We start from the raw sequence: 26,425 nt of genomic DNA, 5'->3' as shown, positions 1-26,425 counted from the left end.
TCTAGCTTGGCCACGATGGATGCCGTCACCGCCGATTCCCTGATCGAGGTCACGCCGAAAGGGCGGCAGTTGGCGCCTATCCGGCTGCTGGAAATCGTGGTGCTGGCGCTGGCCGTGGCCACGCCGGTCGCCACATTCCTGTTCGTCCGCAACTTCTCGCACCAGGTCTTCAATCCCGGCGTCGCCGCATCGCTGCTGCTGGCGAACCTGCTGCCCTATGTCGCGCTGATCGTGCTGATCGGCCGCCGTATCGCCATCCACCGCGCCGCCAAATCGGCGCTGGCGGGGGGCGGACGCCTCCATGTCCGCCTCGTCGCGGTGTTCACCCTGATGGCGAGCATCCCGATCGTGCTGACCGTGATCGCGGCATCGGTGATGTTCCAGTCGGGCGTTCAGCTCTGGGGCTCGGAGCGCGCGCGCAACGCCTTCGACGCGACGACCGACCTCGCCAAGGAGGGCCGCGGCCTCGTCGCCCAGCGCTGGGCCACCGAAGCGCGCACCATGGTCGATGACCTCACCGGCGATTTCCCCAAGATCCCGGTCAATTCGCAGGCGTTCCAGAGCAGCCTGCTCCAGCAGCTCTATTACCGCTCTTTCGATCAGGCGGTCGTGTTCCGCGTCGTCGGCGGCAAGCAGGTCGAGGCGATGTACGCTTGGGAAGCACCTCCCGCGAAGACCTTCGCCGCGCGTGTCTCGGGCCAGGTCCTCAACCTGCTCAAGGACGAGCAGAGCTACACCAATTTCGATGCCGAGAAGCAGTGGGTCGTCACCCCGCTCGATCGCTCGCAGAACATCTTCCTCTACGTCGCGAACAGCGTGAACGTGGACTTCATGAACCGGCAGAATTCGGGCGCGGACCGGATCGTCGCCGAGTTCAACGCGCTGCAGGCACGCTCGCGGGCGCTCCAGCTCCAGTTCAACGCTGTCCTGTTCGGCGTCGCGCTGCTGATCGTCAGCATCGCCACCTGGATTGCGCTCGCGGTGGCCGATCGCCTGGTCAAGCCGGTCGAGCAGCTCGTCACCGCCGCCCGCCGCGTCGCCGGCGGCGACCTCGCCGCGCGTGTCGACATCCCGCAGACCGGCGACGAGATCAGCACCTTGGGCGACGCCTTCAACGGCATGACCGAGCGTCTCGAGCAACAGACCGGGGCACTCAGGACCGCCAACGCCCAGCTCGAAAGCCGCCGCGTGCTGATCGAAGCGGTGATGTCGGGCGTCTCGGCGGGCGTCATCTCGATCGACGCCCAGCGCAACGTCCGACTGATCAACGAATCCGCGATCGAGCTGCTCCACCAGGGCGAGCAGGAGCTGGTCGGCCACCCGCTCGCCGAGCTCGCGCCCGAACTCAACGACCTGCTCGACACCGGCGACCGCGAGGCAGTGATCCAGCTCGGCACCGGCGGCGATGCGCGCACGCTCGCCGTGAAGGTCACCAGCGACGAGGCGGGTCAGGTGCTCACCTTCGACGACATCACCCAGCAGCTCAACGACCAGCGCCGGGCCGCCTGGTCCGACGTCGCGCGCCGCATCGCGCATGAGATCAAGAACCCGCTCACCCCGATCCAGCTCGCCGCCGAGCGCCTCAAGCGCCGCTATGGCAAGAAGATCGAGCCCGAGGACGGCACTTTCGCCCAGCTGACCGACACGATCGTCCGCCAGGTCGGAGACCTGCGCCGCATGGTTGACGAATTCTCCTCCTTCGCGCGCATGCCCAAGCCGATGTTCCGCCAGGAATCGCTGCTCGACATCGCGCGCCAGGCGATGTTCCTCCACGAAGTCGCGCATCCGACGATCCGCTTCGAGATGGACGCGCCCGATCCGGCTCCCGGCCTGATCTGCGATCGCCGCCAGATCGGCCAGGCCTTCACCAATATCGTCAAGAACGCCGTCGAGGCGATCGAGGCGCGCGGGGAAGGGGAGGCACTGCCCCAGGGCCAGGTCGTCATGACGATCAGCCCGGAGGAAGGCGGCAGGATCACCCTGACGCTGGCCGACAACGGCATCGGCCTGCCGGTCGAGCGCGACCGGATCGTCGAGCCCTACATGACGACGCGCAGCCGGGGTACCGGCCTTGGCCTCGCGATCGTGAAGAAGATCGTCGAGGAGCATTTCGGCACCATCGCCTTCTCGGATCGTCCGGGCGGCGGCACGCTGGTGACGCTCTGCTTCGATACCGATCAGCTCGCCGAGATGGTGAGTTCCCCTGAGGGCGAGGGCGAGGGCGGCGAAGAACCGCGTCCCGCCGTGCTTACCCGTACTGGAAGTTCCAAGTCATGAGTCTCGATATCCTGGTCGTCGACGATGAGCGCGACATCCGTGAACTGGTTGCCGGCGTGCTGGAGGACGAGGGCTATTCGACGCGCGGCGCCGCCAATAGCGACGAGGCGCTGGAAGCGATCGCGGAACGGCGTCCCAGCCTCGTGCTGCTCGATGTGTGGCTGCACGGCTCGCGGCTCGACGGGCTGGAGATCCTCGACGAGATCAAGCGCCGCGATCCCTCGATCCCGGTGCTGGTGATCTCGGGCCATGGCAATCTCGACACCGCCGTCGCCGCGATCCGTCGCGGCGCCTCGGATTTCATCGAGAAGCCGTTCGAGGCCGAGCGCCTGCTGTTCCTCGTCGAACGCGCCACCGAGACCGAGCGGCTCAAGCGTGAAGTCGCCTCGCTGCGTGCCTCGGCAGGCCGCGAGGAGGACCTCACCGGCCAATCGGGCTCGATCAACACCGTTCGCGCCACGCTCAAGCGCGTCGCCTCCACCGGCAGCCGCGTGCTGATCACCGGCGGCGCCGGCACGGGCAAGGAAGTCGCCGCCCGGCTGCTCCATGGCTGGAGCCAGCGCGCCACCGCGCCCTTCGTCATCGTCAGCGCTGCGCGCATGCAGCCCGAGCGCGTGGAGGAGGAGCTGTTCGGCGTCGAAGAGGGCGGGGATCTGGTCCGCACCGGCCTGCTCGAACAGGCACATGGCGGCACGCTGTTCCTCGACGAGATCGCCGACATGCCGGTCGCCACCCAGGCGCGCATCCTGCGCGTCCTGACCGACCAGAGCTTCACCCGCGTCGGCGGTACCCGGGTGGTCAAGGTCGATGTCCGTGTCGTCTCGGCGACCGCGCGCGACCTGATGAGCGAGATCGCCGAGGGCCGCTTCCGCGAGGACCTCTATTACCGGCTCAACGTCGTGCCGGTGACGATCCCGCCGCTCACCGATCGCCGCGAGGACATCCCGGTCCTGGTCGAGCATTTCGTCGCGCACTATGCGAACGAACGCCGCGTACCGACGCCCGAGATCGCGCCCGATGCGATGGTCGCGCTGCAGAGCTATGAGTGGCCGGGCAATGTCCGCCAGCTCCGCAACGTCGTCGAGCGCACCGTGATCCTGGCGCCGGGCGACCGCATCGGCCGTATCGACATCGACCTGTTGCCCCCCGAAGTGCTCGGCCGCCCCGCCGATACCGGCGGCGGCATGGGCACCAGCGCGATCATGGGTGCCCCGCTCAAGGAAGCGCGCGAGAGCTTCGAGCGCGAATATCTGCGCGTCCAGATCCGCCGCTTCTCGGGCAACATCTCGCGCACGGCGAGCTTCATCGGCATGGAGCGCTCGGCGCTGCACCGGAAGCTCAAGCTGCTCGGGATCACCGACAGCCGGGAAGAATAGGGCGGGGCTACGGCCCCAACCAACGTCTGAAGCATTCCCCGGCTGGACGATTCGGCCGCCAACGCATAAAAGGGCGCCGCTGCGCACCACACGGGTGCACGGACCCGACGCCGGAGAACGGCGCCAAGCGGGAAACTCCCGCCAACAAAGAGAGTCACGTACGATGGCCGAAAAGCAGACCTCGCTTCAGGATCTGTTCCTCAACTCGCTGCGCCGGTCGAAGACCCCGGTCACGATGTTCCTCGTGAAGGGCGTCAAGCTCCAGGGCATTGTCACCTGGTTCGACAATTTTTCGGTGCTGCTCCGCCGCGACGGCCAGTCGCAGCTCATCTACAAGCACGCGATCTCCACGATCATGCCCTCGGGCCCGGTCGATCTTGCGCCGCTCCTCGAAGCGGTGGGAGAATATCAGTCCAAGAACCCGGTATTGCAGGAGATTTTCCTGAACGCGGTCCGCCGCCAGCAGGAAAATGTCACGATGTTCCTGGTCAATGGCGTGATGCTCCAGGGCCAGATCGCGGCCTTTGACCTGTTCTGCATGCTGCTCCAGCGCGAGGGCATGGCCCAGCTGGTCTACAAGCATGCTGTCTCGACGATCCAGCCGGCGCACCCGCTGAACCTCGCCGAGGAACAGAATAGCGACGACTGAGCGATCGTATGAGCACCGGTTTCGAGCGCGACCCCGATGAATTCACCCGGGGCGCGAGAGCGGCCGTGGTCTATCCGGACCTCGGCGGCAGCTCGCGTGATGCGGATGCGCGTCTGGAGGAAACTGCCGGCCTTGCCGCCGCGATCGGCGTCGAGGTGGTCGAGCGGGTAGCCTTGCGCATCCGCGCGCCCAAGCCCGGCACGCTGATCGGCTCGGGCCAGGTGGAAGCCCTGGCCGAGACGGTCCGTGACAGCGAACTGACGCTCGCCGTGTTCGACGCGAGCCTCACGCCCGTCCAGCAGCGCAACCTCGAAACCGGGCTCGGCTGCAAGGTGATCGACCGTACCGGCCTGATCCTCGAGATTTTCGGCGAGCGCGCACGCACCGCCGAGGGCCGGCTCCAGGTCGAGCTCGCGCACCTCGATTATCAGGCCGGGCGTCTCGTCCGCAGCTGGACCCACCTCGAGCGCCAGCGCGGCGGCTTCGGCTTCCTTGGCGGCCCGGGCGAAACCCAGATCGAGGCCGACCGCCGGTTGATCCGCGACCGCATGGCGCGCCTGCGCCGCGAGCTGGATTCGGTCAGCCGCACCCGCACGCTCCACCGCGACCGCCGCCAGCGCGCACCCTGGCCGGTGATTGCGCTGGTGGGCTATACCAACGCCGGAAAGTCGACGCTTTTCAATCGCCTGACCGGAAGTGACGTCATGGCGGAGAACCTCCTCTTCGCCACGCTCGATCCGACCCTGCGACAGATTTCGCTGCCCGGCATCGACAAGGCGATCCTCTCGGACACGGTGGGTTTCGTCTCCGAACTGCCGACCCAGCTCGTCGCCGCCTTCAAGGCGACGCTGGAAGAGGTGGTCTCGGCCGACCTCCTGATCCATGTCCGCGATATCGCGCATCCGGACAGCGAAGCGCAGAAGGACGATGTCGAGGCCGTGCTCGCCGATATCGGCGTCGCGGAGGCCACGCCGCGCTTCGAAGCCTGGAACAAGCTCGATCTGCTCGACGACGAGCACCGTGAGGCGCTGCTCGCCGAGGCCGCGAAGCGCGAGGACGTGATGCCGGTCTCGGCCGTGACCGGGGAAGGGGTAGACGCCCTCATCACCGCGGTCGCCGCCCGCCTCACCGAAGGCCACCGTCGCTACACTCTCCACCTCGACCCCGCCGACGGCGCCGCCGCTGCCTGGCTGCACCAGCATGGCGAAGTGATCGAGCAGGGGATGGACGGCGATCAAGCAGTCTACGAGGTGCGCATGGCACCGCGGGATTATGAGCGGTTCCTGACGCGTTCGACTTAAAAGTCTGGACGATCACTCACCTGAAGCAGCGCGCTGTGCAGCGTTGAAAGCGTGGCCGACAGCGATCCAGGCTTGTAGGTGTTGTGCGTGTTTGTAGGCTTCCGCGTGCTCGGTGAGCAGGCTCGGCAGCTCATCGAGATAGACCCACTTGTCGATGCCGGACGTAACCTTGAAGGCTGCGGCCGGGCTCAACGTGGCCATCAAAATCCGGCCATTGTCTTTGTGCGGGAGTCCATGCGCCAGCACGTTTCGCACTTCGAGGTGCTTGCCCAGGGTCGCCGACAGGGTCTTTGCGGCCTTAAGTTCCTCGGGGGCGTTGGGATTCTCCTTCAAGCGCCCTACGATGACATCAAGCATCCGCTTCTTGTTTCCGGCATCGATGATACCAAACAATTGGTGGATGAAAGGGGTACCTGTAGCGTTCATCCAAGCAATAATGAAGGAGCTAGTGGCAAGCTCCAAGCTCGTCTGCAGAACTAGGAACTGGCCTATTGCAAGATAACACTCTGCCCGTTCCTCCGAGGTCAGATTCTGATCCAGGAACGGCACGGCAGCCATATAATCCTCCTAGATTCGGGAAGCCTGCTTAACTGCTTGCCAGAGTTCTTCCTTGGCATCCAAGTCCAGGCTCTGGAAAGCATCCCCAGCTTCGGCTTCCATAGCCTTGAAACGCTTCTCGAATTTCGCATTCGCCCTGCGCAGCGCAGCCTCGGGATCGACGCCAAGCTTGCGCGCCCAGTTGACCACCGACAACAGCAGGTCGCCAACTTCCTCCTCGACCTCCGCCGGCGTGGTGGCCGCTTCCACCTCGGCCAGTTCCTCGTCGATCTTGGCGCGGGCGCCACTGGGGTCTGGCCAGTCGAAGCCAGTGCGGGCGGCGCGCTTCTGGAGCTTTTCGGCGCGGAGCAGGGCGGGGAGGCCGATCGCCACACCGTCCAGCGCGCTTTCATGGCCCTTTTCGCCCCGCTCCGCGGCCTTGATTTGTTCCCAAAGGTGATGGCCGCCCTCGGCCGCGCCCAGGAAGATATGCGGGTGACGGCGCTCCATCTTGTCGCTGATCGCGTTGGCGACATCGGCCAGGACGAAGTCGCCGGCTTCCTCGGCCATGCGGCTGTGGAACACGACCTGGAGCAACAGGTCACCAAGCTCGTCCTTCAGATCCGCCATGTCGCCGCGCTCGATCGCATCGGCAACTTCATAGGCTTCCTCGATCGTATAGGGCGCGATCGTGGCGAAGGTCTGGACCGTATCCCATTCGCAGCCCGTCTTCGGGTCGCGCAACCGCGCCATGATGGCGACAAGGCGGTCGATAGCGGGAGCAGGGTTGGTCAATTGGGCCTCCAGGAAATGCTCCGCGACCCTAGGCAGGCGATCACGCGAAGGAAAGGCTCAGGGTCGATCGCGCCAGGGGCGCGGCATTCTCATTGGGCACATTGGGCAAAAACCGCCGGAAAACAGCGCCAGGGGGCCTCGGAGAGAAGTCCGGAACGCGCTTCACGTTAGATCGATAATATACATTATGTAAAATAAGAAGCAGTTCTGCGGGTGCGATCTGGCCCCTCGACCTATTCCCGGTCTCGCGAACGCGGGATAACCAGCTGGGCTTCGGTTTGCTTGCGCGGCTCGAGGATCAGCGTGCGATCCTCGACGCGCCACGACTTCAGCCGCGACAGGAAGTTCATGCCGAGCACGTCGAGGTCGCCAAAGCTCTCGCCCACCACCAGTGGCAGGTCTTGCGTCGAAAGCGGCCCGATCGCGACTTCCTCGGCGCGCGCCGACTGCGCCTGGACGGTGCCATTGGCTGTCTCGATGAGCACAGGTGGTGCCAATGCGGGTTTGACGTCGGCGGCCTCGGCCGTGTCGCGCGAGATTGCGGTGATCGTGGCACCGCTGTCGACCAGCATGCGTCGCTCAACGCCATTGATCTGCACGCGCGCCCAGAAATGCCCGTCCGGGCTCATCTTGATGCGCACCGTATCGCCAACGACGCTCTGCTGCTCATAGCCGAGCTTTTCGGACGCACGAGCCAACAGGCCGCCCAGTTCCTGGCGATGATAGAGCACGATCACCATCGTTACGCCGATGATGCCCCAGAGCAGCACCGTCTGGAGCAACCCGCGCAGGCTGATCCGCTGCGCCGACAGCGCCCGGAGCGCCAGCATCAGCGCGCCGAGCAGCAAGATCAGCTGGATGATGCGATCATCGGTCACAGCACGACCTCCATGCCGTCAAATCCCGGCGCCACGCCCTCGGGCAGCGTCGCGACGAGCGTGGCATAATCCATCGAATTGTCCATGTGCGACAACAGGGTCCGGCGCGGCTGGAGGTCCCTCACCCATTGCAGCACCTCGCCCAGATGCGCGTGCGTAGGATGCGGTTCGCGGCGGAGGCAATCGACCACCCACAGATCCAGATCCTGATACAGACTACGCATATTCATCGTCATTTCGTTGAAATCTATAGCATAAGCTATTGATCTTCCATTAGCGTCGAAGCGTAGCCCGGCTGAGGTTATGCCGCCGTGCGGCTGATCGACTACACGGATGTGGATATCGCCGATCGTGATTGTATCGGGCAGCGGCTCGATCGCGATCGTCGGCCGGTAAAGCGCGCGGCCGTGAAAGGCGTAGGAGAAGCGCAGGTCGAGTTGCTCGAGCGTGAAGGGCCTCGCCAGGCCCCGCACCGGCTCGCCGTTCCTTGCGTGCATGATCTGGCGGAGGTCGTCGATGCCGTGGCAGTGATCGGCGTGGTCGTGGGTCCAGATGACCGCATCGAGGTCGCTGAACCCGGCCGCGAGGGCCTGCTCGCGGAAATCGGGGCTGGTATCGACCAGGATCCGGGTCGTTTCCGTCGAGACCAGGACCGAGGCTCTGGTCCGCCGGTTCCTGGGCTCGAGCGGATCGCAATCGCCCCAGTCGTTTCCGATCCTTGGCACGCCGGAGGAGGTTCCGCAGCCCAGGATCCGGAGTTTCATGCGCGGGTCTTGGCGAACAGCGCGTGAAAATTGGCCTGGGTGGCCAAGGCGAGGGATTCGAAGCTCTCTCCGCGCAGCCCCGCAAGAAAGCGGCAGGTGTCCGCGACAAAGGCCGGTTCGCCGGTCTTCCCGCGATGCGGCACCGGCGCCAGGAACGGCGCGTCGGTCTCGATCAGCAGCCGGTCCAGCGGCAGCTGCGCCGCGGTATCCTGCAGATCCTTCGCGTTCTTGAAGGTCACGATCCCCGAAATGGAGATATAGAAGCCCAGATCAAGCGCGATCTCCGAAAATTCCCGGCTCGCGGTGAAGCAGTGGATGACGCCGGGAAAGGCCCCCTTCCCCATCTCGTCGCGCAGGATCTCGGCGGTATCCGCCTCGGCATCGCGGGTGTGGACGATCAAGGGCAACTGGGTCTCGCGCGACGCCGCGATATGCGCGCGGAAACTCGCCCGCTGGCGATCGCGGTCGCTGTGATCGTAATAATAATCGAGCCCGGTCTCGCCGATGCCGACCACGCGCGGATGCCGCGCCTTCTCGATCAGCTTCGCCGCACCGACATCGGGATGCTCGTCCGCCTCATGCGGATGGATGCCGACCGAGGCCCAGACATCGGGCTCGCGCTCGGCGACCGCGATCACCTCGTCCCATTCGCGTTCGCGCGTCGAGATATTGAGCATCGCCGCGACGCCGGCGGCACGCGCACGCGCCAGCACCTCGGGCTGCTGCTCGCCCAGCCCCTTGTAGATCAGATGGCAGTGACTGTCGGCGAGGTTCACGCTTCTTCCTTGAGTTCCAGACGCGGGAAGATCGGGGTCGGCGGCGCGATCCGGAAGTCCGCATCCCCTTCCGGCCCGAGCTGCGCGAGCAGCTTCTCGGCCGAACCCGGCACCACCGGCGCGATCGTGACGGCAAGACGCCGGATCGCGCGCAGCAGCGTGTTCAGCACCGCATGCATCCGCTCGGGATCGGTCTTGCGCAGGCCCCAGGGCGCCTGGGCATCGATATAGGCGTTGCAGGCGAACACCCCGGCCATCCACAGCTCGACGCCCTGGCTCAGCGCCAGATCTTCGAACGCGCGGATGAACCCGCCACAGGCATTCTCGACCTCGGCGATCAGCACGCCGTCCGCCTCTTCCACGCGCCCGGTCTCGACATGCCCCTCGCAATTCTTGGCGATGAAGGCGAGCGTGCGCTGGGCGAGATTGCCGAAGCTGTTCGACAGATCGGCGTTCGCCCGGGTGACGATCGCCTCGTCGCTGAACGTGCCGTCATTGCCGAAGCTGACATCGCGCAGCAGGAAATAGCGCAGCGCGTCGACGCCGTAATAATCGGCCAGCGCCATCGGATCGACGACATTGCCGACCGACTTGGACATCTTCTCCCCGCGGTTGAGCAGGAAGCCGTGGCCGAAGACCTGCTTGGGCAGCGCGATCTTCGCCGACATCAGGAAGGCGGGCCAGTAGACGGTGTGGAAGCGGACGATGTCCTTGCCGATCAGGTGGATATCCGCCGGCCAGTATTTCGCCAGGCGCGCCTGGTCGTCGGGATAGCCCGCGCCGGTCAGGTAGTTGGTCAGCGCATCGACCCAGACATACATTACATGGCCGGGCGAACCCGGCACCGGCACGCCCCAGTCGAAGCTGGTGCGGCTCACGGAGAGATCGGCGAGCCCGCCCTCGACGAAGCGCAGGATCTCGTTGCGGCGCGATTCCGGACGGATGAAGTCCGGGTTGGCGGCGTAGAAGTCGAGCAGCGGCTTCTCGTACTTGGAGAGCTTGAAGAACCAGGTCTCCTCGGCGGTCCACTCGACCGGCGTGCCCTGGGGCGAGAGCTTCACGCCCCCTTCCCCCTCGACCAGTTCCTTCTCCTCGTAGAACGCTTCGTCGCGCACCGAATACCAGCCCTCGTAGCGATCGAGGTACAGATCGCCGGCATCGGCCATCGCCTGCCAGATCGCCTGGCTGGCCTTGTAGTGATCGGCCTCGGAGGTGCGGATGAAGCGATCGCACGAAATATCAAGCTTATCGGCCATTTCACTGAAATAGCTCGACATTTCGTCCGCCAACTCGCGCGCGGTCATGTCGCGGTCGCGCGCCGTCTTGACCATCTTGAGGCCATGCTCGTCGGTGCCGGTCTGGAAGAAGACGTCACGGCCCTGCTGGCGCTGGAAGCGGGCGATCGCGTCGGCGGCGATCATCTCATAGGCATGCCCGATATGCGGGCGGCCATTGGGATAGTGGATCGCGGTGGTGATGTAGAAGGGGTCGGCCATTGCGGCCCTTTAGGCGATCCGTTTCGCTGCGTCACCCCGGCTATGGGTTGGTTTTAGCCCCTCCCCGTCCAGTCCCCTGGCGAAGGCCGGGGCTCAGTTGCCGAGGTCTCTCGATGGCCCGGGACGGTGGAGAGGTTTGGGTCGCGAGGGTTTCCCGCCTCACCGGCTTCGCTGCGACTGGGCCCCGGCCTTCGCCGGGGATCAGCTGGGGAGTGGTTCGACGTTTTCCCTTCCTTGTTCCAGGAGTTCACCGGGGAGGCGATGACAACCAAGAGCGGTCCGGCAGAGAAACCCTGGATCCCCGCCTTCGCGGGGATGACGAAAGAGAGTATCAATGCGAACGAACAGGGAGACGAACCCATGCGGATCTGGGCACTCGCGGCACTGCTGATCGCCACACCGGCGGCGGCGCAGACGGCTTCACCGATCAACGACGAGGCGATCAAGAGCTTCCTCGAAAAGGACGAGGAAGTGGAGAGCCGCACCAATGGCGACCTGAACGGCGACGGCCAGCCCGATACGGTGCTGATCGGCCGGGGCGACGATACGCGCACGCTGAAGGTGCTGCTGCTCCACAAGGGCGAGTTCGACATCGACCTGACGCCGGTGGGCACGCTCAAGCTCGACAGCTATCCGCTCGGCGCCGCCGAGGTCAGCATCGCCAAGGGCGTGCTCAAGATCACCGACCTGACCGGCGGCACCACCGCGGTGAACGCGGTCTATCGCTACCGGCTGGTCCCCGGCCCCAAGCCGCGCATGCGGCTGATCGGGATCGACGCGACGCTCTACAGCCGCACCTATGCCCATGACGGCGCGGAGATCAGCTGGAACCTGCTCACCGGCGACTACATCAACCGCGAGATGAAGCTCAACAAGAAGGGCGGCAATGCCGCCTATGACCCGATCCTCGAGAAGAAGAGCAAGAAGCCGAGCAAGGTGGTTTGGATGGAGGATACGCCCGATCCCAACGAACTGCTGGGCTGGGGGGAGAAATAGGGGGTTCTGGTCTGGTCCACGGGATGGGTTGGGACTGGATGGCGCTTAGCGCGACCTGCTGCTCCCCGGCGAACGCCGGGGCCCAGGGTAACAAAGCGACACGGCAGAGAAACCCTGGGCCCCGGCCTTCGCCGGGGAACATGGGCGCCGGGGAGCCATCAGGGCATTACATCGGCCCCAAATCAGCGGCGAGATCGTGCCAGCGCGGGTTTGTCGTCTCGATCAGATCGAGCTTCCAGGCCCGTTTCCATTCCTTCATCTGGCGTTCGTGCAGCTTTGCGGCGTCGAGATCTTCATAGGCCCGGTACCAGACGAGCAGCGTGCAGCCATGCTTCCTGGTGAAGCCCTCGACCGCGCCGGTGCGATGTTCCCAGGCGCGCTTGGGCAGGTCGCTGGTCACACCGATATACAGGGTACCGTTGCGGCCGCTCGCCATGATGTAGACGAAGCCGTGCTTTTCCATCGGCGGCCTCCGGATATGAATGGAACATATACGGAACAATGTGATATGGCAAGAGCCATGGCAGTTCCCCGGCGAAGGCCGGGGCCCAGGGTCACAAGCGACACGGCAGAGAAACCCTGGGCCCCGGCCTTCGCCGGGGAACCGTTCAGGGTATTGGCGATACCGATTACCCGAACAGCTTTTCCGTCGGGACCGGGGAGTCGGGCATTGCGACGCCGGTCTTGCGTTCGTGGACCTTGCGCACCGCCTCGGCGATTTCCTTGTCGATCGCTTCCTTCTCCTTGGGCGGGAGCTTCTTGTAGTCCTCCTCGGAGAGATCGTGCTTCTTGAGCACCGCGTCGCGGGCGCGCTGTTCCGGGGTTTCGCTGGCGGCTTTCTTGAACGCCTCCAGGATCGCGTCGAAATTGAGGTCGCTGGAGCCGTTGGTCTCGGCGGCCTGCGTCGTGGTGCCGGCGCCGATGCCGGAAATGCCGGTGATCGCGGTCATGATATCTCCCCTGTTTCGGGGGCGGAATAACCGCTTATGGCTAAGGCCGGGTTAAGCGCGGCCGAGCCGGGCGAGGATACCGCTCATCTCGAACACCGTGCCCGCGGCATCGAGCGACAGGCCGGTCGCGGCGCCGCCAAGCTCGCGGGCGGCGCCATAGGCGTCGAGCGCGGTGCGCAGCTCGTCGCCCGACAGCAGCCTGGCGCGCTCGGCAATGAAGCTGGGCGCGCGCTCGAGAAAGGCCTCGTAGCGTGGCTGCGCGGCCTTGGTGCCGAGCAGCTTGGCGAGACGGGCGCGAACCTGGTTGGAAGGGTCGCCGGTTTCGACCAGGGCCGCCATATCGCTTTCCAGCGCGGCGATATCGAGACCGGCAAAGCCCAGCGCGCGGCCCGGCGAGCCCTCGCCCGCCCTGACCAGCGCCGCGATCTCGCTGCCGGTCGCGTCGGGCAGCTGCTGGTGCAGCACCTCGGTCACATCGGCATCGGGCAGCGCCTCGAAGCGGAGCAGCCGGCAGCGCGAGCGGATCGTCGGCAGCAGCCGGCCGGGGGCGTGGCTGACCAGCAGGAAGATGGTACCGGCCGGCGGCTCCTCGAGATTCTTGAGCAGCGCATTGGCGCCGCCGCGCTCGAGATCGTCGATCGCATCGATCACGATGACCCGGCGCGAGGAGAAGCTCGGCTTGGTCGCGAACAGCGGCTGGAGCGAGCGGACCTGGGCGATCGTGATCGAGCGGGCCAGCGCCTCATCGGGCTTGTCCGGATCCTTGGGCAGGCGGACCAGCTCGCGATAGTCCGGATGCGCGCCCGCATCGACCAGGTGGACGGTCTGGCTTTCGGCGGGCACGTCCCAGCCGGGGGCGAGATGATCGCGCCCGGCCGCCTCGGCGAGCAAACGTAGCGCCGCCTGGCGGGCGAACATGCCCTTCCCCACCCCCTCGGGCCCGGCGATCAGCCAGGCATGGTGCAGGTTTCCGCCATGCATGGCGGCGGCGAGTGCCTCGCGGGCGGAGTCGTTGCCGATCAGGGGCATGGCTTCTCTTATTCCCCTCCCTGCAAGGGAGGGGCAAGGGGTGGGTTGGAAAAGGTCGGGCTCGATGCCCGGCCTTTTCTCTTCTCACAGGCCGGTAGCTGGGCGCCCCCGGAAGGCCGGGGGCGCAACCCACCCCCTACCCCTCCCTTTCAGGGAGGGGAGTTCCGTCTCAGGCTCCGAACAGCGACCAGAAGCCGCGCCAGGCGCGGCCGAAGAACCCGGCTTCGGCGACGTCCTTCTCGGCGACCAGCGGCACGGTCTGCGACGGCAGGCCGGGCGAGTCGATGATCAGGTCGGCGATATGGTCGCCTGCCTTGAAGCCGGCCGGGACCGGGCCGTTATAGACGATGCGGCCCTGCATCTCGGGCGCGGTGCCTGCCGGAACGGTGGCGCTCAGGTCGCGCGGGGCGACCACGCCGACGCTGCCCGAGGTGCCGCCCTGGACCTGGACCTCGCCGACCTTGCGGCCCTTCTTGACCAGTGCCTTGGCCTGCCAGGCGCGGAAGCCCCAGTTCATGAACTTCACCGATTCATCGGCGCGGCCATTGTAGGTGGTGAGCCCGGCGACGACCATGACGAGGCGGCGGCCATTCTGCTCGGCCGAGCCGGTGAAGCCATAGCCGGCCTCATCGGTGTGGCCGGTCTTGAGGCCGTCGGCGCCCTGGACGCGGCCGAGCAGCGGATCGCGGTTGGACTGGCTGATGTCGGCACCGGCGCCGAGCGTCTTGCCCCAGGTGAAGCTGGGGAGCGAGTAGAACTGCTTGTAGAGGTCCGGATGGTCCTGGATCGTCGCCTTGGCGAGGTGCGCGAGGTCGCGCGCGGTGACATAGGTGCGGCCCTCGTCCGGCCAGCCGTTCGACGTGCCGAAATGGCTGTTGGTGAGGCCGAGCTTCTTCGCCGCCTCGTTCATCCGCTGGACAAAGGCTTCCTCGCTGCCGGAGATGCCCTCGGCGAGGACGACGCAGGCGTCGTTGCCCGACAGCGTGACGATGCCCTTGAGCAGGTCGGACACGGTCGGCTTTTCGCCCACCGCGAGGAACATGGTCGAGCCCTGGCTATGCCACTTCCTCCAGGTCTCGGGCTGCACCTCGATCTGCTTGTCGAGCTTGAGCTCGCCCTTCTTGATCAGGTCGAACGCGACATAGACCGTCATCATCTTGGCCATCGATGCCGGCGGCATGCGCCGGTCGGCATCCTTGGCATAGAGCACCGCCCCCGAGGACAGGTCCTCCATATAGGCGACGGGCGCCGGGGTGTCGAAAGGCGGCGGGCCGGCGGCGTTCGTCGACTGGGCGGCGGCAAGCGCCAGGAACGATGCGGCGAGCAGCAACTTCTTCATGTGATTCGTCCGGCCTTTCAGTTGGCTTGGACGCGTGCATCTCCATAGCCCGCGCCCGCGGCGCGCCGCCGTGCCGCTTCGGCCTCGCCCGCCGTGGCGAAGGGACCGAGCTGGACGCGATGGAGCCCGCCACCCGGCTTTACGAACCCACCAAGGCTTTGGGCAAGCGCTTGTGCGCGCTGGGCGTTAGAAAGTGCGGCGACCTGGACGATAAACCTGCCATTCGCGGCGGGCCGGGCCGGCGGCGGGGCGGTGCGTGCGGGGGCCGGGCGCGGCGCGGCGGTGCGCGGCGGGGTGTAGGCGGGCGGCGCGTAGCTCGGTGCCGCCGCGTAGCTCGGGCGGTTCGGCAGGCGCTTGCGCAGCGCGGTGAGCAGCACCTGGGGCGCGTCGGCGCGGTCGCCGGCGGGGCGGCCGGCCTGGAGCGCGGCCTTGTCCATCGCGGGCGGGTTCACGCTGCGCAGGCGGACGCCGATCGTGTCGCCACTGGCGCCGAGCAGGCGGGCGGCGCCGGCGGAGAGGTCGATCGGGTGGTCGGCGCCGGGATCGGTGCCGGTGACGAGCACCAGGATCGTCTTGCCGGTGTCGAGCGAGGTGACCTCGACATAGGAGTTGGCGGGCAGCGCGCGGTGGACGGCGACCACGGCCTGGTCGGCCGAGCCGCTGACCGGGCGGACGCCGGCATAGCCGATCTCGTCATAGCGCGGCGTCTCGCCCGGGGCGGGCTGCGACGAGCCGCTCGGGCCCTGAGCGCCGGCGGTGGGGTCGGCATAGTCGGCGGGCGCCTGCTGCTGCTGGACCGGGGGCTGGTATTGCGGCTGGCGCTGCGCCGGCGCGGACCGGGCGCCGGGCACGGCATAGGACGCGCCGGGGGTGCTCGCCTGCGGGGCGGGCTCGCTCCATTGCGGCTGGGGCTCGGGCTCCGGCGCGGCCGGCCGGGCCGGCGCGGGGCGCGAGCGCAGCGTGCCGTCGGCCGCGCGCCAGGTCTCGCCCGACTGGGCGTCCTGCGCGCCGCCATAGGCTTGCGCGGCGACGGAACCCCGCTGCTGCAGGGCGTGGGCGTGGCTCGGGGCTACGGCGACAACCGTGAGCGTGAGCGCGAAGATGCTAGCGTTCGACCTCATCGGCGAGCAGGCCTACCGACAAAGCGTAAAAATTCGAGCAATTATAGTCGAGGATGACGCGATAATTGCCGGTGAGCAGGTAGCCGGTCTTCCCCGGGCCGTCCGGCTCGAGCAAAGTCGCCTGGACATTGTCGGCCGGCCAGGCACGGGTCTGCGGCACCACGCCGAGCGCGCGCCACTCCGCCATCGTCTTCCAGCGGCTGTGCCGGTCGAACACGCGCGGGCAGCGCGGCGCGACGGTCCTGTTGGCGATCGCGGCGCGGTCGAGACTGGCCGGCACGCTCACCGCGAAGCCCCAGGGCTGACCCTTGCGCCAGCCGGCATTGACGAAATAATTGGCGATCGAGGTCAGCGTGTCCGCCTCGCTCGTCCAGATATCGGCCATGCCGTCGCCGTCGCCGTCGCGCGCCAGGCGGAGATAGACCGAGGGCAGGAACTGCGGGCCGCCGAACGCCCCCGCCCAGCTGCCGATCAGCTTCTCGCGCGGCACCCCGCGGTCGATCATCTTGAGCGTGGCGATGAACTCGCCGGCGAACAGGTCGCGCCGGCGCCCCTCATAGGCGAGGCTGGCAAGCGCTCGGGGCAGGTCGAAATTGCCCATCACCCGCCCGTAATTGGTCTCATGCCCCCAGATCGCGACCATGACCGATTCCGGAACCCCGGTCTCCGCCTCGATCCGCTGCAGGCGCGGGCGCTGGCGCTGATAGGCCGCCCGCCCTTGCCCGATCCGCGCGGCATCGACATGGCTGCGGCGATAGGGCTCGAAGTTCGAGATCGGCGCATTGGGCGCGGTCTCGGGCTGCTGCCGGTCGAGCTGCACCACCCGGGCGTTATAAGTGAGCGTCGGGATCACCAGGTCGATCGTCCGCCGGCTCACGCCCTGCGCCGCCGCCTGGCGCGACAGCTCGCCCAGATAGGTCTGGAAGCCACTTTCATCCTGCGCGATCGCGGGCGCACCGACGGGCGCCGCCGCGATCACGGCAACACCCAGCGCCAACAGGCTACGCATCACACCACTCGATCCCCGCATGCGCCTTTTGTGCCACAGCGAGACTCGATCCTGAACCCCCCAGCGGCGGTTTTCGTCAACAAATTGTGGCGGATCGTCGCCAATCCGGATAGCGCGAGTCGCAACGCGGAAAGGTGGCCGAGTGGTTTAAGGCAGCGGTCTTGAAAACCGCCGTGCGTGGAAGCGCACCGTGGGTTCGAATCCCACCCTTTCCGCCATATTCTTCAAAGGGGTATGGGCATGCGTGGATATTGGATCGCAACTGTCGCCGCCATCGCGTTGCTTTCGCCCGCCACAGCCCTGGCCGGGTCCTGCGAGGAAAAGGCGGCCTTCGCGGCCCGGGTCCAGCCCGATATCGACAAGGCGTTCGCGCTGATGAAGGCGCAGGACAAGCCGGGCTTCACCGCCCTGCTTCCCGTGCTGCAGAAGCATTATGCCACCCTGCCCGCCGCGATGCCCGCGGCCGAACGCTGCGGCGCCGAGGTGCGCGTCTATGACGAACACCAGTATCTCGCCTATGACGCCGCGAAGAAGGCAGGCAAGGCGATCGACGGCTTCCCGGCCGGCTCCAACTTCGTGCTGACCAACCTCCACTATGCCGAGCTCGCCTATGCGGTCGGCTGGATCCAGTATGAGATGCAGGATTTCGCAGGCGCCAAGGCAAGCTATGCCAAGGGGCTCGCCATCTCCCCCAACCAGCATGACCTGACCAAGGAATATGTCGCGACGCTGCTGAGCCTGTCCGCCTATGGCGAGATGCCGCCCTTCGTCGACCGGTTCCTGGCCAGCGACAAGGACCTGGCCGGCGCCGAGCGCGCCAACCTGATCGCCGCGAAGGGCATCGCCCTGGTCGCGCAGAACGACATGGCCGGCGCAACCAACGCCGCGAACCAGGCAAAGGCGCTGGACGCAAATAACGAATATGCCGAGCTGGTGCGCAAGCTCGTCGCGCAACGCCAGACCAAGCCGAACTAAGACGAGCTTCGGTTACTGTGGTTCCGATGCAACACCCGCCGAAGAACCGCGACCCGTACACACCCTGTATTGGAAGAAAGCCTTGCTTCTCAGAGTCATGCTCTGATTTGTCAGATAATATAAATTTTGCGTAGTCTGACCGCGCTTCTCCCGACCCGACTATATTAACCGATGGGCCCACCGGCCCGCTGAGGGGGAAAGGAGCGCAGCGGTACAAGAGCCTCGCAAGAGGCCAGGGAAGTTCTGGCGGCCACGGCAGCGTTTCTGCCGTCGGCGCATCGATGCGGAAAGCTCCGGGAGGGGGGCGGCTCCGCGAACGCATCACCCGCAATCATCTCGCGACCGGCTGCGCGATCCCGTCGCGTCGGGCCGAGAGCCTGCGCGTGCCCGACGTTCGCAAGCCATCGCCGGTCGATGCCCTCGGGTGCAGCCCCAGGCCGGAACCATCCAGACCGCAGAAATTCCGCTTCGTCCGCATGGCTGGCCCGGTCCCGCGCAACGGGGGCCCGCCATCGCCGAGGCAGCACCGGCAGCGCCGGTTTCCAGGGAAGGAACGACCCCGCCGAGGGTCACAAAATTTTCAAAGGTGGATCGTCTAATCATGAAGAAGCATTTCCTGTTGATCTCTGCCGCGCCGTTCGCACTCGTCGCCCCTGCCATGGCGTCGGAGACCGCGCCGGCCGCTCCGGCGACCAGCAACACCACACCGAAGCCCGAGGGCGAGGCCCAGAAGACCCCGGCCGCCAAGAAGACCGAGGAAGTCTTCTCGACCGGCGTCGCCAAGGGCCGCGACCGCCTGGACAGCGCCACCTCGACCAGCGCGCTGCGTGCCGCCGAGATCGACAAGATCGGCGCCCGCTCGATCTCCGAGATCCTGCGCGACATCCCGGGCATCCGCTCGGAAGCGTCGACCGGTGAAGGCAGCGCCAACATCACCATCCGCGGCCTGCCGATCGCCTCGACCGGCGCCAAGTTCCTGCAGCTGCAGGAAGACGGCCTGCCCGTGCTCGAATTCGGCGACATCGCCTTCGCCACCGCCGACACCTTCCTGCGCGCCGACCTGAACCTGGCAGCGGTGGAAGCGATCCGCGGCGGCTCGGCCTCGACCTTCGCGTCGAACTCGCCGGGCGGCATCGTCAACTTCATCTCGAAGACCGGCGACACCGAAGGCGGCGCCGTGCAGCTCTCGGCCGGCCTCGACTATGGCATGCGCCGCATCGACTTCGACTATGGCGCGAAGATCACCCCGACGCTGCGCTTCCATGTCGGCGGCTTCTACCGCGACGGCGAAGGCCCGCGCGCGACCGGCTTCACCTCGACCCGCGGCGGCCAGATCAAGCTGAACGTCACCAAGGAGTTCGACGGCGGCTATATCCGCTTCTACGCCAAGTATCTGGATGACCGCACGCCCGCGTACGACATCACCCCGATCGCGGTGAGCGGCACCAACACCAACCCGACCTACAAGAACATCGCCGGCTATGACGTGCGTCATGACTCGCTGTTCTCGAAGTTCTACCAGACCCAGCTGACCCTGGACGGCAACAATCAGCCGGTGCGCGACGACGTGACCGCCGGCCAGCACCCGATCCAGAAGTCCGTGGGCCTCGAGGCGAAGTTCGAGATCGCCGGCTGGGACGTGACCGAGAAGTTCCGCTACTCGAACATGACCAACCACTACATGGGCATCTACTACACCCAGTTCGTGCCCGCCGCGGCGATGCCGGCGGCGTTCGGCGCCCCGGGTGGCACGCTGCGCTATGCCAGCGGCCCGAACACCGGCCAGGCAGTCGCCAACCCGACGACGCTCAACGGTAACGGCCTCGGCGCGCTGATGATGCTCGCGGATACCGACCTGAACGACCTGAGCAACGTCACCAACGACATCCGCGCCAGCAAGGTGTGGAAGCTCGGCGGCCATGACCTGACGACCACCGTCGGCCTCTACAGCTCGCACCAGAACATCGATTCCGACTGGAACTGGGCGACCGTGCTCAGCGGCATCTCGGACAATGGCGATGCCCAGCTGCTCGACGTCGCCACCGCCGGCGGCGTCAAGGTCACCCAGGACGGCACGCTGCGCTATGGCGCGCCGACCCCGGGCCAGTTCCGCCGCGGTTACAAGCTCGGCTACACCACCAACGCTCCGTTCGCCTCGGTCAACCTCAAGGTCGGCGGCGTCTCGATCGGCGGCTCGCTGCGCTATGACTTCGGCAAGGCCGAAGGCACCGTGTTCGGCGCCGATCTGGGCGGTGGCCGCGTCGGCGTCGCCCCGCGCGACGTCAATGGCGACGGCGTGATCTCGGTTCCGGAAATGGCCGTGGCGATCACCCCCGCCACCCCGGGCGTGGTCGACTACACCTATGGCTATCTGAGCTATTCGGCCGGCATCAACTGGCGCATCGCCGAACCGCTCGCGGTGTTCGCGCGCTACAGCCGTGGCGGCCGCGCCAATGGCGACCGCATCCAGTTCAGCCCGCTGGTCAACCCGAACACCGGCAAGATGGTCGACAAGGACAATGCGGTCGACGTCGTCCACCAGGCCGAGGCGGGCGTGAAGTACCGCAACGACAAGCTGACCCTCAACCTGACCGGCTTCTGGGCCAAGGCCGAGGACAGCAACCTCGACTCGACCACCGGCCTGCCGCTGCTGCGCGACTACAAGGCGATCGGCGCCGAGTTCGAGGGCAGCTACCGCATGGGCATCTTCAGCCTGACCGCGGGTGCGACCTATACCGACGCGGAGATCACGAACGACGTGTTCACCCCGGCGAACAGCGGCAACACGCCGCAGCACCAGGCGAAGCTGATCTACCAGGTGACCCCGCAGATCACGACCGAGAAGTTCAGCGTCGGCGCCGTCGTCATCGGCACCACCGGCAGCTGGGCCACGGCCGCGAACACGCTGAAGGTGCCGGGCTACACGACGACCAACGCGTTCGTGCAGTTCCGCCCGCTCGACCGCGTGACGCTGTCGGTCAACGCCGCGAACCTCTTCGACGTCATCGCGATCACCGCGATCGACGACGCAGTGATCCCGGCGGTGGGCGTGGCGCGTGCGCATGTGCTCAACGGCCGCACCATCTCGGCGGCGGTCCGCTTCGACTTCTGATCCGGCGCGGGTCCGGGCCATGCCGGGGGGCATGGTCCGGGCCCCGCTCCGTATCGGAGGCACCCCTGAGGTGGCGGCGCCCTGCGGCCGCAGGCGCCACCATCCCGATCAAGGCTAGGAAATATGTTCAAGGCCATGAAGATCCCCAGGAAGCTGGGCCTGTCGTTCCTGACGATCTGCGCGACGGCGGCGATCGTGATGCTGGTGTTCTACTCCAGCATCTCGTCGATTCGCGGCTCGACCGACGCCAACAATCTCAGCCAGTCGATCTACGCCAAGGCGCAGGCGCTGGAGACCGCGCTGCTGCGCCAGAACAGCCAGATGCGCGGCTTCCTCGTCACCGCCGACGAGACCTATCTCAAGTCGTACAACGAGGGGCGGGACGACTATGACAAGACCTCGGCCGAGCTGGAGACCATGCTCAAGGATCCCAAGCTGAAGGACGCGCTGGTCAAGTCGCGCGAGGAAACGCTCAAGTGGCGCAAGGACTGGAGCGATCGCCTGATCGCCAAGGTCAAGGCAGGCCAGCGTGACGCGGCCGAGGCCGAGGTGCGCGCCGCCGGCAAGGCCGTGCTGACCAGCGCCGCCGTGCTGCCGCTGCGCGAGATCAAGGACGCACAGACCGCCGCGATCGAGCAGAACGGCGCCCGCCAGGAATCGGCGATCGGCACTGCCCTGTTCGTGCTGGTGATCGGCGCGATCGCGCTGATCGGCATCGCCATCACCCTCGCCGTGGTGCTCACCCGGCTGATCGCCAGCCCGATCTCGGGCCTCACCCGCACCATGGCGGATCTCGCCGCCGGCCGGAACGACATCACGGTGCCCGACGCCGATCGTCGCGACGAGCTGGGCGACATGGCCCGCGCCGTGCTGGTGTTCCGCGACGCCGCGGTGGCCAAGCAGGCGGCCGATGCCGCCAATGCCAAGGCCGAAGCCACGCAGAAGATGGTCGTCGAGACCGTATCGGCGCAGCTCTCCGAACTGGCGGGCGGCAATTTGACCGCCGAGATCAGCCAGGCCTTCCCGGGCGAATATGAAGCGGTGAAGACCAACTTCAACGCGGCGGTGAGCGAGCTGCGCAGCCTGATCGCCTCGGTGATGGAATCGACCGCGGCGATCAACACCGGCTCGAACGAGATCGCCCAGGCCTCCGAGGATCTGGCGCGCCGCACCGAAGCCAATGCCGCCAGCCTCGAGGAGACGGCGGCCGCGGTGACGCAGATGAACGGCCGCCTGCGCGCGACCGCCGATGCCGCGAACCGCACGGTTGCCCGCGCCGACGAGACGATCGCCACGGTCACTGACGGCCGCGAGACCGCCGACGAGGCGATGCAGGCGATGACCCGCGTCGCGGACAGCGCCAAGGGCATCGACTCGGTCATCGAGGGCCTCGACAAGATCGCCTTCCAGACCCGGGTGCTCGCGATGAACGCGGCGGTGGAAGCCGGTCGCGCCGGCGAAGCGGGCCGCGGCTTCGCCGTGGTCGCCGACCTGGTCTCGGCGCTGGCGATGCGCGCGGAAGAAGAAGCGGGCCGTGCCCGCGACCAGCTCACCGCGACGCAGACCGACATCGTCTCGGCCGTCGACGCGGTGCAGAAGGTCGATGGCGCGCTGGCCAACATCTCGACCGGCGTGGGCGAGGTCCACTCGCTGCTCGGCGAGATGGCGAGCGACAACCAGGCCCAGGCGACCGCGATCAGCGAGGTCAGCACCGCGATCGGCGCGATGGACCAGTCGACCCAGCAGAATGCCGCGATGGTCGAGCAGACCTCGGCCGCCGCGCGTCACCTGGCCAGCGAAGTGACCACGCTCTCCGAGCAGGCGCGCCGCTTCAAGGTCGGCGAGACCGGCCGGGCGACGCCGCGCGCGGCTGCGCGGGGCGGGTTCGACATCTCGGCCAAGCCGCTGCCGGCGGCCGCGGTATCGGCGCTGACGCGTCCGGCCAACGGCGCCGCGCTCGACGACTGGCAGTCCTTCTGAGGCGCACCGGCCCGGCGGCGTCATGCCGCCGGGCCGGCCCCCGGGATACCCGCATGTCTCCGCCTTCGGGTGGCAAGGAAAACAGAATGCGCATGATGGTGCCCACGCCGGTGGGCGAGCTCCACCGCCAGTCCCGGGTCGCCCGCCGGCTCGGCTCGCCCTTCGTCGCGGCGGTGCTCGAGGCCGGGCATCGCCAGCTCTATCTCGCGCCGAGGACCGCCGAGCTGATCGCCGGCTGGCCGCGCGACCCTTCCGCCTCGGCCTTGGCGATGCGCTTCAACGCCGCACTCCACGCGCTGGCCCGCCGCGGCGAGCCCGAGGCGCTGCGCGCGCTCTATCGCCGCGAGCATGACGATTATGACGGCGCGATCGGCGCCGCGCTTGCCGCCTCCGACGCGTTCATCGCGCGCTGGATGGAGGATACGCCGCAGACCAACGAAGTCGGCCGGGCCGCCGCGATCGGCGCCGCGCTGATGGTCGCGCGCCGCAGGTTCGGGCTGCCCTTCGAACTGCTCGAGCTGGGATCGAGCTGCGGACTCAATCTCAACCTTGCGCGCTATGGCTATGATCTGGGCGGCATTTCCGCCGGTCAGGTCGATTCACCGGTGCAGGTGGTGCCGCTATGGACGGGGCCGGAGCCCCTTCCCGCCCCGATCGAGGTCGCCTCGGCGCGCGGAGTCGATCTCAACCCGCTCGACCCGGGCGATGCGGAGACGCGTGAGCGGCTGCTTTCCTATGTCTGGGCCGACCAGCCCGGCCGCGCCCGCCGGCTGGAACGCGCGCTCGACCTGGCGCTGCGCCACCCGCCGCGGATCGACCGGCAGGACGCCGCGTCCTGGCTGGTCGAGCGGCTCGCCGAACCACAGCTGGCCGGGCGGTGCCGCGTCGTCTTCCACTCGATGGTGCTGCAATATTTCACCGGCGAGGACCGCGCGACGGTACTCAACGCGATCCACGGCGCCGGTGCCCGCGCCACGGCCGAACGGCCGCTTGCCTGGATCGGCTTCGAATGGACGCCGACGCGCAGCGAAGTGCAGCTGACGCTGACCTGCTGGCCGAGCGGCGAGACCCGCAGGCTCGCGACCTGCCATGCCTATGGCAACTGGATCGACTGGCTGGGCTAAGCGGCCGCCCGGGGGATCAGTCCCCCGGCATCGCCTTCCACAGGGCGGATGCGACACCGCCACCGCCGACGCTGACCGGCGAAGTGTTTTCCTTCCCGTCGATCTTGAGCACCAGCATGGTGCTCAGCGCCGAACGGCGGAAGCGCGGTTTGCGATGATCGGAGAGCGTATCGTACACGGCCCAGCTGCCGCCACGGGCGCTGGTGGTGTTCTGGCTGTTCTCCACGACCGACAGATGCCAGTCCCGCGCCGCCTTGAGCTCGGCGACGGAGGTGGCGGACTGCAACCGCACCGGCGGCTGCGAGACAGTCGTGGTCGAGAGATCGGCACGTTCGAGACCACGATAGGCGATCGGCACGAAGCTGGCAGGCCGCGCCATCGCGGCCTTGCGGCCCGGCGCATTGCGCGCAGCCCCATCGGCGGCGAGCATCGCCTTCAGGTTCGGAACGATCGGCAGGTCCTTATCGCCTGCCAGTACCGTCGTGGGCGCGGCACATGCCGCCGCGCAAAGCAGCAGACCCTTGAGCATCACCAGTTTCCCCAGCAGGTGAAGTTCGTGGAGGATGTCTTAGTTTGCGCCCATGCGCAATCACCCCGTGCATCCTTTCGGCGCACAGGGCCATCATTATGCCGTAAGTATCTCGAACGCTTCGGGCGTGAGCGACGTCTGGAACTCGAGGCCGGCCTCGAAATCGTCCGACCAGACGACGCGAGCGGCGACATGCCCGATCCGGGGCAGCGCCAGCCAGATCATGGAGTTGGCCTTCACCACCGAATAGGTGTGGATGCGGGCGCCGTGGAGCGAAACGTCCACCACCTTGCAGAGCGCGCGGTCAAGACCGCCCCGCCCGATCTTCGCATCGAGCGAGACCGGTGCGCGCATGGACCTGCGCCGGCCAAGTTCCTCGGCCGGTTCGAATTCCGCTGCGAATGCTCGTGCTGCGCTTGCCATGCCGGGCAAGCTAGACCCTGCTGGCTAACGGCGCGTTAACAACGTAACGCGCCGAAAGCCCACAAGATTACTTCTTGCCGAGGTTGAGGCCGCCGAAGCGCTTGTTGAAGCGCGCGACCTGGCCGCCCTGGTCGAGAAGACGCTGCGAACCGCCGGTCCAGGCCGGGTGCGCCAGCGGGTCGATGTCGAGCGTCATCAGATCGCCTTCCTTGCCCCAGGTGGAGCGAGTCTCGAAGACGGTGCCGTCGGTCATCTGGACCTTGATCATGTGGTAATCGGGATGCGTATCGTTCTTCACATCGAATTCCTTGGAAAGCCGCCGGTTTCCGACCGGCAGCGGAAGGCGCGCGCCTAGCAGAGACGTGGCCGCTAGGCAACGGCCCGCGCACATTATAGGCTGCGGGCATAAACAGGGGAGTGAAGCGTCATGGATGGTTTTCCCAGGATCAGTCGCCCCTGCCCCGTTGCCGATCGCCTGGATGAGGTGATGGACGGCGATTTCTGCCGGCAATGCAGCAAGCGCGTGGTCGATCTGGACGAGCTCGGCACGGCAGCGCGGCTGCGCACGCTGGCCGAAGCCCGAGAGGAGCTTTGCGTAAGCTACAAGCATCCGGCGGCGAAGGCCCTGATTGCAGCGACCGCTCTGGCGGCCGGCATCATGGCCATGCCCGCGGCCGCGCAGGATGCGCCGACAGCCCAGGCGGCTCCCGCGAATGCGGCGGCGATGGATGAGGAGATCGTTGTCGGCGGTGCACCGATCCTGACACCGGCGCAGCGGGCCCACTACAAACGCGAGGCTCGCAGGATCGAGCGGCAGGAGAAGGCTGCGGCGCGCCGTGCTGAACGCGAGAAGAAGCAAGCGGAGGGCCCGGCGGGCTAAGACATCTTCAGCTCCCCGGCGAAGGCCGGGGCCCAATTGCCATGTCGGTCGAGAGGCTCCGCCGCAATTATCGATGGTGCGCCGAAACTGGGCCCCGGCCTTCGCCGGG

25 protein-coding genes and 1 tRNA gene are annotated in these 26,425 nt (G+C 66.9%); 11 read left to right on the top strand and 15 right to left on the bottom strand.

Annotation, left to right across the window (positions count from 1 at the left end; genetic code table 11):
* Positions 1-15: 15 nt before the first annotated feature.
* The 4 genes from AC1RJ5_RS01460 to hflX all read left to right on the top strand — a co-directional run bounded on the left by AC1RJ5_RS01460 (position 16) and on the right by hflX (position 5,603).
* Positions 16-2,277: a sensor histidine kinase NtrY-like gene (locus AC1RJ5_RS01460; protein ID WP_493111318.1), complete on the top strand. Its 2,262-nt coding sequence runs from the start codon at positions 16-18 to the stop codon at positions 2,275-2,277.
* Positions 2,274-3,653 carry a nitrogen assimilation response regulator NtrX gene (gene ntrX, locus AC1RJ5_RS01455; RefSeq protein ID WP_342249762.1) on the top strand — a complete coding sequence of 460 codons (1,380 nt, stop codon included), beginning with the start codon at positions 2,274-2,276 and terminating at the stop codon, positions 3,651-3,653. The genes AC1RJ5_RS01460 and ntrX overlap by 4 nt, the downstream gene beginning before the upstream one ends.
* 94 nt (positions 3,654-3,747) lie before the next feature.
* Positions 3,748-4,302 carry an RNA chaperone Hfq gene (gene hfq, locus AC1RJ5_RS01450; RefSeq protein ID WP_342249761.1) on the top strand — a complete coding sequence of 185 codons (555 nt, stop codon included), beginning with the start codon at positions 3,748-3,750 and terminating at the stop codon, positions 4,300-4,302.
* Between the two features lie 8 nt (positions 4,303-4,310).
* Entirely contained in the window at positions 4,311-5,603 is a 1,293-nt protein-coding gene (hflX, locus tag AC1RJ5_RS01445; protein WP_493111316.1) for a GTPase HflX, read from the top strand.
* A 12-nt stretch (positions 5,604-5,615) separates the two neighbouring features.
* On the opposite strand, the gene AC1RJ5_RS01440 is transcribed toward hflX, so the two are convergent.
* From AC1RJ5_RS01440 to metG, 6 genes are all read right to left on the bottom strand, one after another.
* Positions 5,616-6,161, bottom strand: a complete 546-nt coding sequence (locus AC1RJ5_RS01440; protein ID WP_493111314.1) for a hypothetical protein — start codon at positions 6,159-6,161, stop codon at positions 5,616-5,618.
* 9 nt (positions 6,162-6,170) lie between these two features.
* A complete protein-coding gene (mazG, locus tag AC1RJ5_RS01435) occupies positions 6,171-6,935 on the bottom strand; it encodes a nucleoside triphosphate pyrophosphohydrolase (RefSeq protein ID WP_493111312.1) in 765 nt (254 codons plus the stop codon).
* 233 nt (positions 6,936-7,168) lie between these two features.
* Positions 7,169-7,813, bottom strand: coding sequence for a retropepsin-like aspartic protease family protein (locus AC1RJ5_RS01430; protein WP_269575412.1), 645 nt, complete (start codon positions 7,811-7,813; stop codon positions 7,169-7,171).
* Entirely contained in the window at positions 7,810-8,577 is a 768-nt protein-coding gene (locus tag AC1RJ5_RS01425; protein ID WP_493111310.1) for an MBL fold metallo-hydrolase, read from the bottom strand. Before AC1RJ5_RS01425 ends, AC1RJ5_RS01430 begins: the two co-directional genes overlap by 4 nt.
* Positions 8,574-9,353 (bottom strand): TatD family hydrolase, encoded by a 780-nt coding sequence (locus AC1RJ5_RS01420; RefSeq protein ID WP_493111308.1) that lies wholly within the window; start codon positions 9,351-9,353, stop codon positions 8,574-8,576. The genes AC1RJ5_RS01425 and AC1RJ5_RS01420 overlap by 4 nt, the downstream gene beginning before the upstream one ends.
* A complete protein-coding gene (metG, locus tag AC1RJ5_RS01415; RefSeq protein ID WP_493111306.1) occupies positions 9,350-10,849 on the bottom strand; it encodes a methionine--tRNA ligase in 1,500 nt (499 codons plus the stop codon). Before metG ends, AC1RJ5_RS01420 begins: the two co-directional genes overlap by 4 nt.
* A 360-nt stretch (positions 10,850-11,209) precedes the next feature.
* Here metG and AC1RJ5_RS01410 point away from each other — a divergent pair, with 360 nt between their 5' ends.
* On the top strand, positions 11,210-11,845 hold the full coding sequence (locus AC1RJ5_RS01410) for a hypothetical protein (protein ID WP_493111304.1): 636 nt from the start codon (positions 11,210-11,212) through the stop codon (positions 11,843-11,845).
* Between the two features lie 166 nt (positions 11,846-12,011).
* Here AC1RJ5_RS01410 and AC1RJ5_RS01405 read toward each other — a convergent pair whose 3' ends face one another.
* The 6 genes from AC1RJ5_RS01405 to AC1RJ5_RS01380 form a co-directional block, all read right to left on the bottom strand.
* On the bottom strand, positions 12,012-12,308 hold the full coding sequence (locus AC1RJ5_RS01405; RefSeq protein ID WP_493111302.1) for a GIY-YIG nuclease family protein: 297 nt from the start codon (positions 12,306-12,308) through the stop codon (positions 12,012-12,014).
* A gap of 166 nt (positions 12,309-12,474) precedes the next feature.
* Entirely contained in the window at positions 12,475-12,795 is a 321-nt protein-coding gene (locus AC1RJ5_RS01400; protein WP_269575418.1) for a hypothetical protein, read from the bottom strand.
* Positions 12,796-12,846: 51 nt separating this feature from the next.
* The gene (locus AC1RJ5_RS01395) at positions 12,847-13,824 is read right to left on the bottom strand and encodes a DNA polymerase III delta subunit-related protein (protein ID WP_269575419.1); all 978 of its coding nucleotides are present in this window, start codon (positions 13,822-13,824) and stop codon (positions 12,847-12,849) included.
* 169 nt (positions 13,825-13,993) lie between these two features.
* Positions 13,994-15,163: a D-alanyl-D-alanine carboxypeptidase family protein gene (locus AC1RJ5_RS01390; RefSeq protein WP_269575420.1), complete on the bottom strand. Its 1,170-nt coding sequence runs from the start codon at positions 15,161-15,163 to the stop codon at positions 13,994-13,996.
* Between the two features lie 17 nt (positions 15,164-15,180).
* Positions 15,181-16,284 carry an SPOR domain-containing protein gene (locus tag AC1RJ5_RS01385; protein WP_493111299.1) on the bottom strand — a complete coding sequence of 368 codons (1,104 nt, stop codon included), beginning with the start codon at positions 16,282-16,284 and terminating at the stop codon, positions 15,181-15,183.
* Complete coding sequence (locus AC1RJ5_RS01380; RefSeq protein WP_269575422.1) at positions 16,268-17,293, bottom strand: lytic murein transglycosylase; 1,026 nt, start codon at positions 17,291-17,293, stop codon at positions 16,268-16,270. The genes AC1RJ5_RS01385 and AC1RJ5_RS01380 overlap by 17 nt, the downstream gene beginning before the upstream one ends.
* Positions 17,294-17,421: 128 nt before the next feature.
* Between AC1RJ5_RS01380 and AC1RJ5_RS01375 the strand changes: the two genes are divergently transcribed.
* From AC1RJ5_RS01375 to AC1RJ5_RS01355, 5 genes are all read left to right on the top strand, one after another.
* Positions 17,422-17,511: transfer RNA gene (locus AC1RJ5_RS01375), tRNA-Ser, on the top strand.
* 22 nt (positions 17,512-17,533) lie between these two features.
* Positions 17,534-18,268, top strand: coding sequence for a hypothetical protein (locus AC1RJ5_RS01370; RefSeq protein ID WP_493111297.1), 735 nt, complete (start codon positions 17,534-17,536; stop codon positions 18,266-18,268).
* A 601-nt stretch (positions 18,269-18,869) separates the two neighbouring features.
* Positions 18,870-21,380 (top strand): TonB-dependent siderophore receptor, encoded by a 2,511-nt coding sequence (locus tag AC1RJ5_RS01365; protein ID WP_493111295.1) that lies wholly within the window; start codon positions 18,870-18,872, stop codon positions 21,378-21,380.
* Positions 21,381-21,515: 135 nt separating this feature from the next.
* On the top strand, positions 21,516-23,360 hold the full coding sequence (locus tag AC1RJ5_RS01360) for a HAMP domain-containing methyl-accepting chemotaxis protein (protein WP_493111293.1): 1,845 nt from the start codon (positions 21,516-21,518) through the stop codon (positions 23,358-23,360).
* An 86-nt stretch (positions 23,361-23,446) separates the two neighbouring features.
* Entirely contained in the window at positions 23,447-24,484 is a 1,038-nt protein-coding gene (locus tag AC1RJ5_RS01355; protein WP_269575426.1) for a DUF2332 domain-containing protein, read from the top strand.
* A gap of 16 nt (positions 24,485-24,500) precedes the next feature.
* Here AC1RJ5_RS01355 and AC1RJ5_RS01350 read toward each other — a convergent pair whose 3' ends face one another.
* The 3 genes from AC1RJ5_RS01350 to rpmE all read right to left on the bottom strand — a co-directional run bounded on the left by AC1RJ5_RS01350 (position 24,501) and on the right by rpmE (position 25,734).
* Positions 24,501-25,013 (bottom strand): hypothetical protein, encoded by a 513-nt coding sequence (locus AC1RJ5_RS01350; RefSeq protein ID WP_269575427.1) that lies wholly within the window; start codon positions 25,011-25,013, stop codon positions 24,501-24,503.
* A gap of 96 nt (positions 25,014-25,109) precedes the next feature.
* Entirely contained in the window at positions 25,110-25,367 is a 258-nt protein-coding gene (locus AC1RJ5_RS01345; RefSeq protein WP_260396038.1) for a PilZ domain-containing protein, read from the bottom strand.
* 136 nt (positions 25,368-25,503) lie between these two features.
* A complete protein-coding gene (rpmE, locus tag AC1RJ5_RS01340; RefSeq protein ID WP_269575428.1) occupies positions 25,504-25,734 on the bottom strand; it encodes a 50S ribosomal protein L31 in 231 nt (76 codons plus the stop codon).
* A 129-nt stretch (positions 25,735-25,863) separates the two neighbouring features.
* On the opposite strand from rpmE, the gene AC1RJ5_RS01335 reads away from it, so the two are divergent.
* Complete coding sequence (locus AC1RJ5_RS01335; RefSeq protein WP_269575429.1) at positions 25,864-26,316, top strand: hypothetical protein; 453 nt, start codon at positions 25,864-25,866, stop codon at positions 26,314-26,316.
* Positions 26,317-26,425 lie beyond the last annotated feature (109 nt).

Source organism: Sphingomonas sp. GW822-FHT03G08 (assembly GCF_058801135.1).
The sequence above is the reverse complement of the archived record's forward strand: the minus strand, read 5'-3'. Positions and strand labels throughout refer to the sequence as shown.

Excerpts from the sequence above, each read along its gene's own strand:
- AC1RJ5_RS01460 (WP_493111318.1), top strand. The coding sequence starts at position 16 with ATGGATGCCGTCACCGCCGATTCCCTGATCGAGGTCACGCCGAAAGGG.
- ntrX (WP_342249762.1), top strand. The coding sequence starts at position 2,274 with ATGAGTCTCGATATCCTGGTCGTCGACGATGAGCGCGACATCCGTGAA.
- hflX (WP_493111316.1), top strand. The coding sequence starts at position 4,311 with ATGAGCACCGGTTTCGAGCGCGACCCCGATGAATTCACCCGGGGCGCG.
- AC1RJ5_RS01440 (WP_493111314.1), bottom strand. The coding sequence starts at position 6,161 with ATGGCTGCCGTGCCGTTCCTGGATCAGAATCTGACCTCGGAGGAACGG.
- AC1RJ5_RS01425 (WP_493111310.1), bottom strand. The coding sequence starts at position 8,577 with ATGAAACTCCGGATCCTGGGCTGCGGAACCTCCTCCGGCGTGCCAAGG.
- metG (WP_493111306.1), bottom strand. The coding sequence starts at position 10,849 with ATGGCCGACCCCTTCTACATCACCACCGCGATCCACTATCCCAATGGC.
- AC1RJ5_RS01410 (WP_493111304.1), top strand. The coding sequence starts at position 11,210 with ATGCGGATCTGGGCACTCGCGGCACTGCTGATCGCCACACCGGCGGCG.
- AC1RJ5_RS01405 (WP_493111302.1), bottom strand. The coding sequence starts at position 12,308 with ATGGAAAAGCACGGCTTCGTCTACATCATGGCGAGCGGCCGCAACGGT.
- AC1RJ5_RS01400 (WP_269575418.1), bottom strand. The coding sequence starts at position 12,795 with ATGACCGCGATCACCGGCATTTCCGGCATCGGCGCCGGCACCACGACG.
- AC1RJ5_RS01395 (WP_269575419.1), bottom strand. The coding sequence starts at position 13,824 with ATGCCCCTGATCGGCAACGACTCCGCCCGCGAGGCACTCGCCGCCGCC.
- AC1RJ5_RS01390 (WP_269575420.1), bottom strand. The coding sequence starts at position 15,163 with ATGAAGAAGTTGCTGCTCGCCGCATCGTTCCTGGCGCTTGCCGCCGCC.
- AC1RJ5_RS01385 (WP_493111299.1), bottom strand. The coding sequence starts at position 16,284 with ATGAGGTCGAACGCTAGCATCTTCGCGCTCACGCTCACGGTTGTCGCC.
- AC1RJ5_RS01380 (WP_269575422.1), bottom strand. The coding sequence starts at position 17,293 with ATGCGTAGCCTGTTGGCGCTGGGTGTTGCCGTGATCGCGGCGGCGCCC.
- AC1RJ5_RS01370 (WP_493111297.1), top strand. The coding sequence starts at position 17,534 with ATGCGTGGATATTGGATCGCAACTGTCGCCGCCATCGCGTTGCTTTCG.
- AC1RJ5_RS01365 (WP_493111295.1), top strand. The coding sequence starts at position 18,870 with ATGAAGAAGCATTTCCTGTTGATCTCTGCCGCGCCGTTCGCACTCGTC.
- AC1RJ5_RS01360 (WP_493111293.1), top strand. The coding sequence starts at position 21,516 with ATGAAGATCCCCAGGAAGCTGGGCCTGTCGTTCCTGACGATCTGCGCG.
- AC1RJ5_RS01355 (WP_269575426.1), top strand. The coding sequence starts at position 23,447 with ATGCGCATGATGGTGCCCACGCCGGTGGGCGAGCTCCACCGCCAGTCC.
- AC1RJ5_RS01350 (WP_269575427.1), bottom strand. The coding sequence starts at position 25,013 with ATGCTCAAGGGTCTGCTGCTTTGCGCGGCGGCATGTGCCGCGCCCACG.
- AC1RJ5_RS01345 (WP_260396038.1), bottom strand. The coding sequence starts at position 25,367 with ATGCGCGCACCGGTCTCGCTCGATGCGAAGATCGGGCGGGGCGGTCTT.
- AC1RJ5_RS01335 (WP_269575429.1), top strand. The coding sequence starts at position 25,864 with ATGGATGGTTTTCCCAGGATCAGTCGCCCCTGCCCCGTTGCCGATCGC.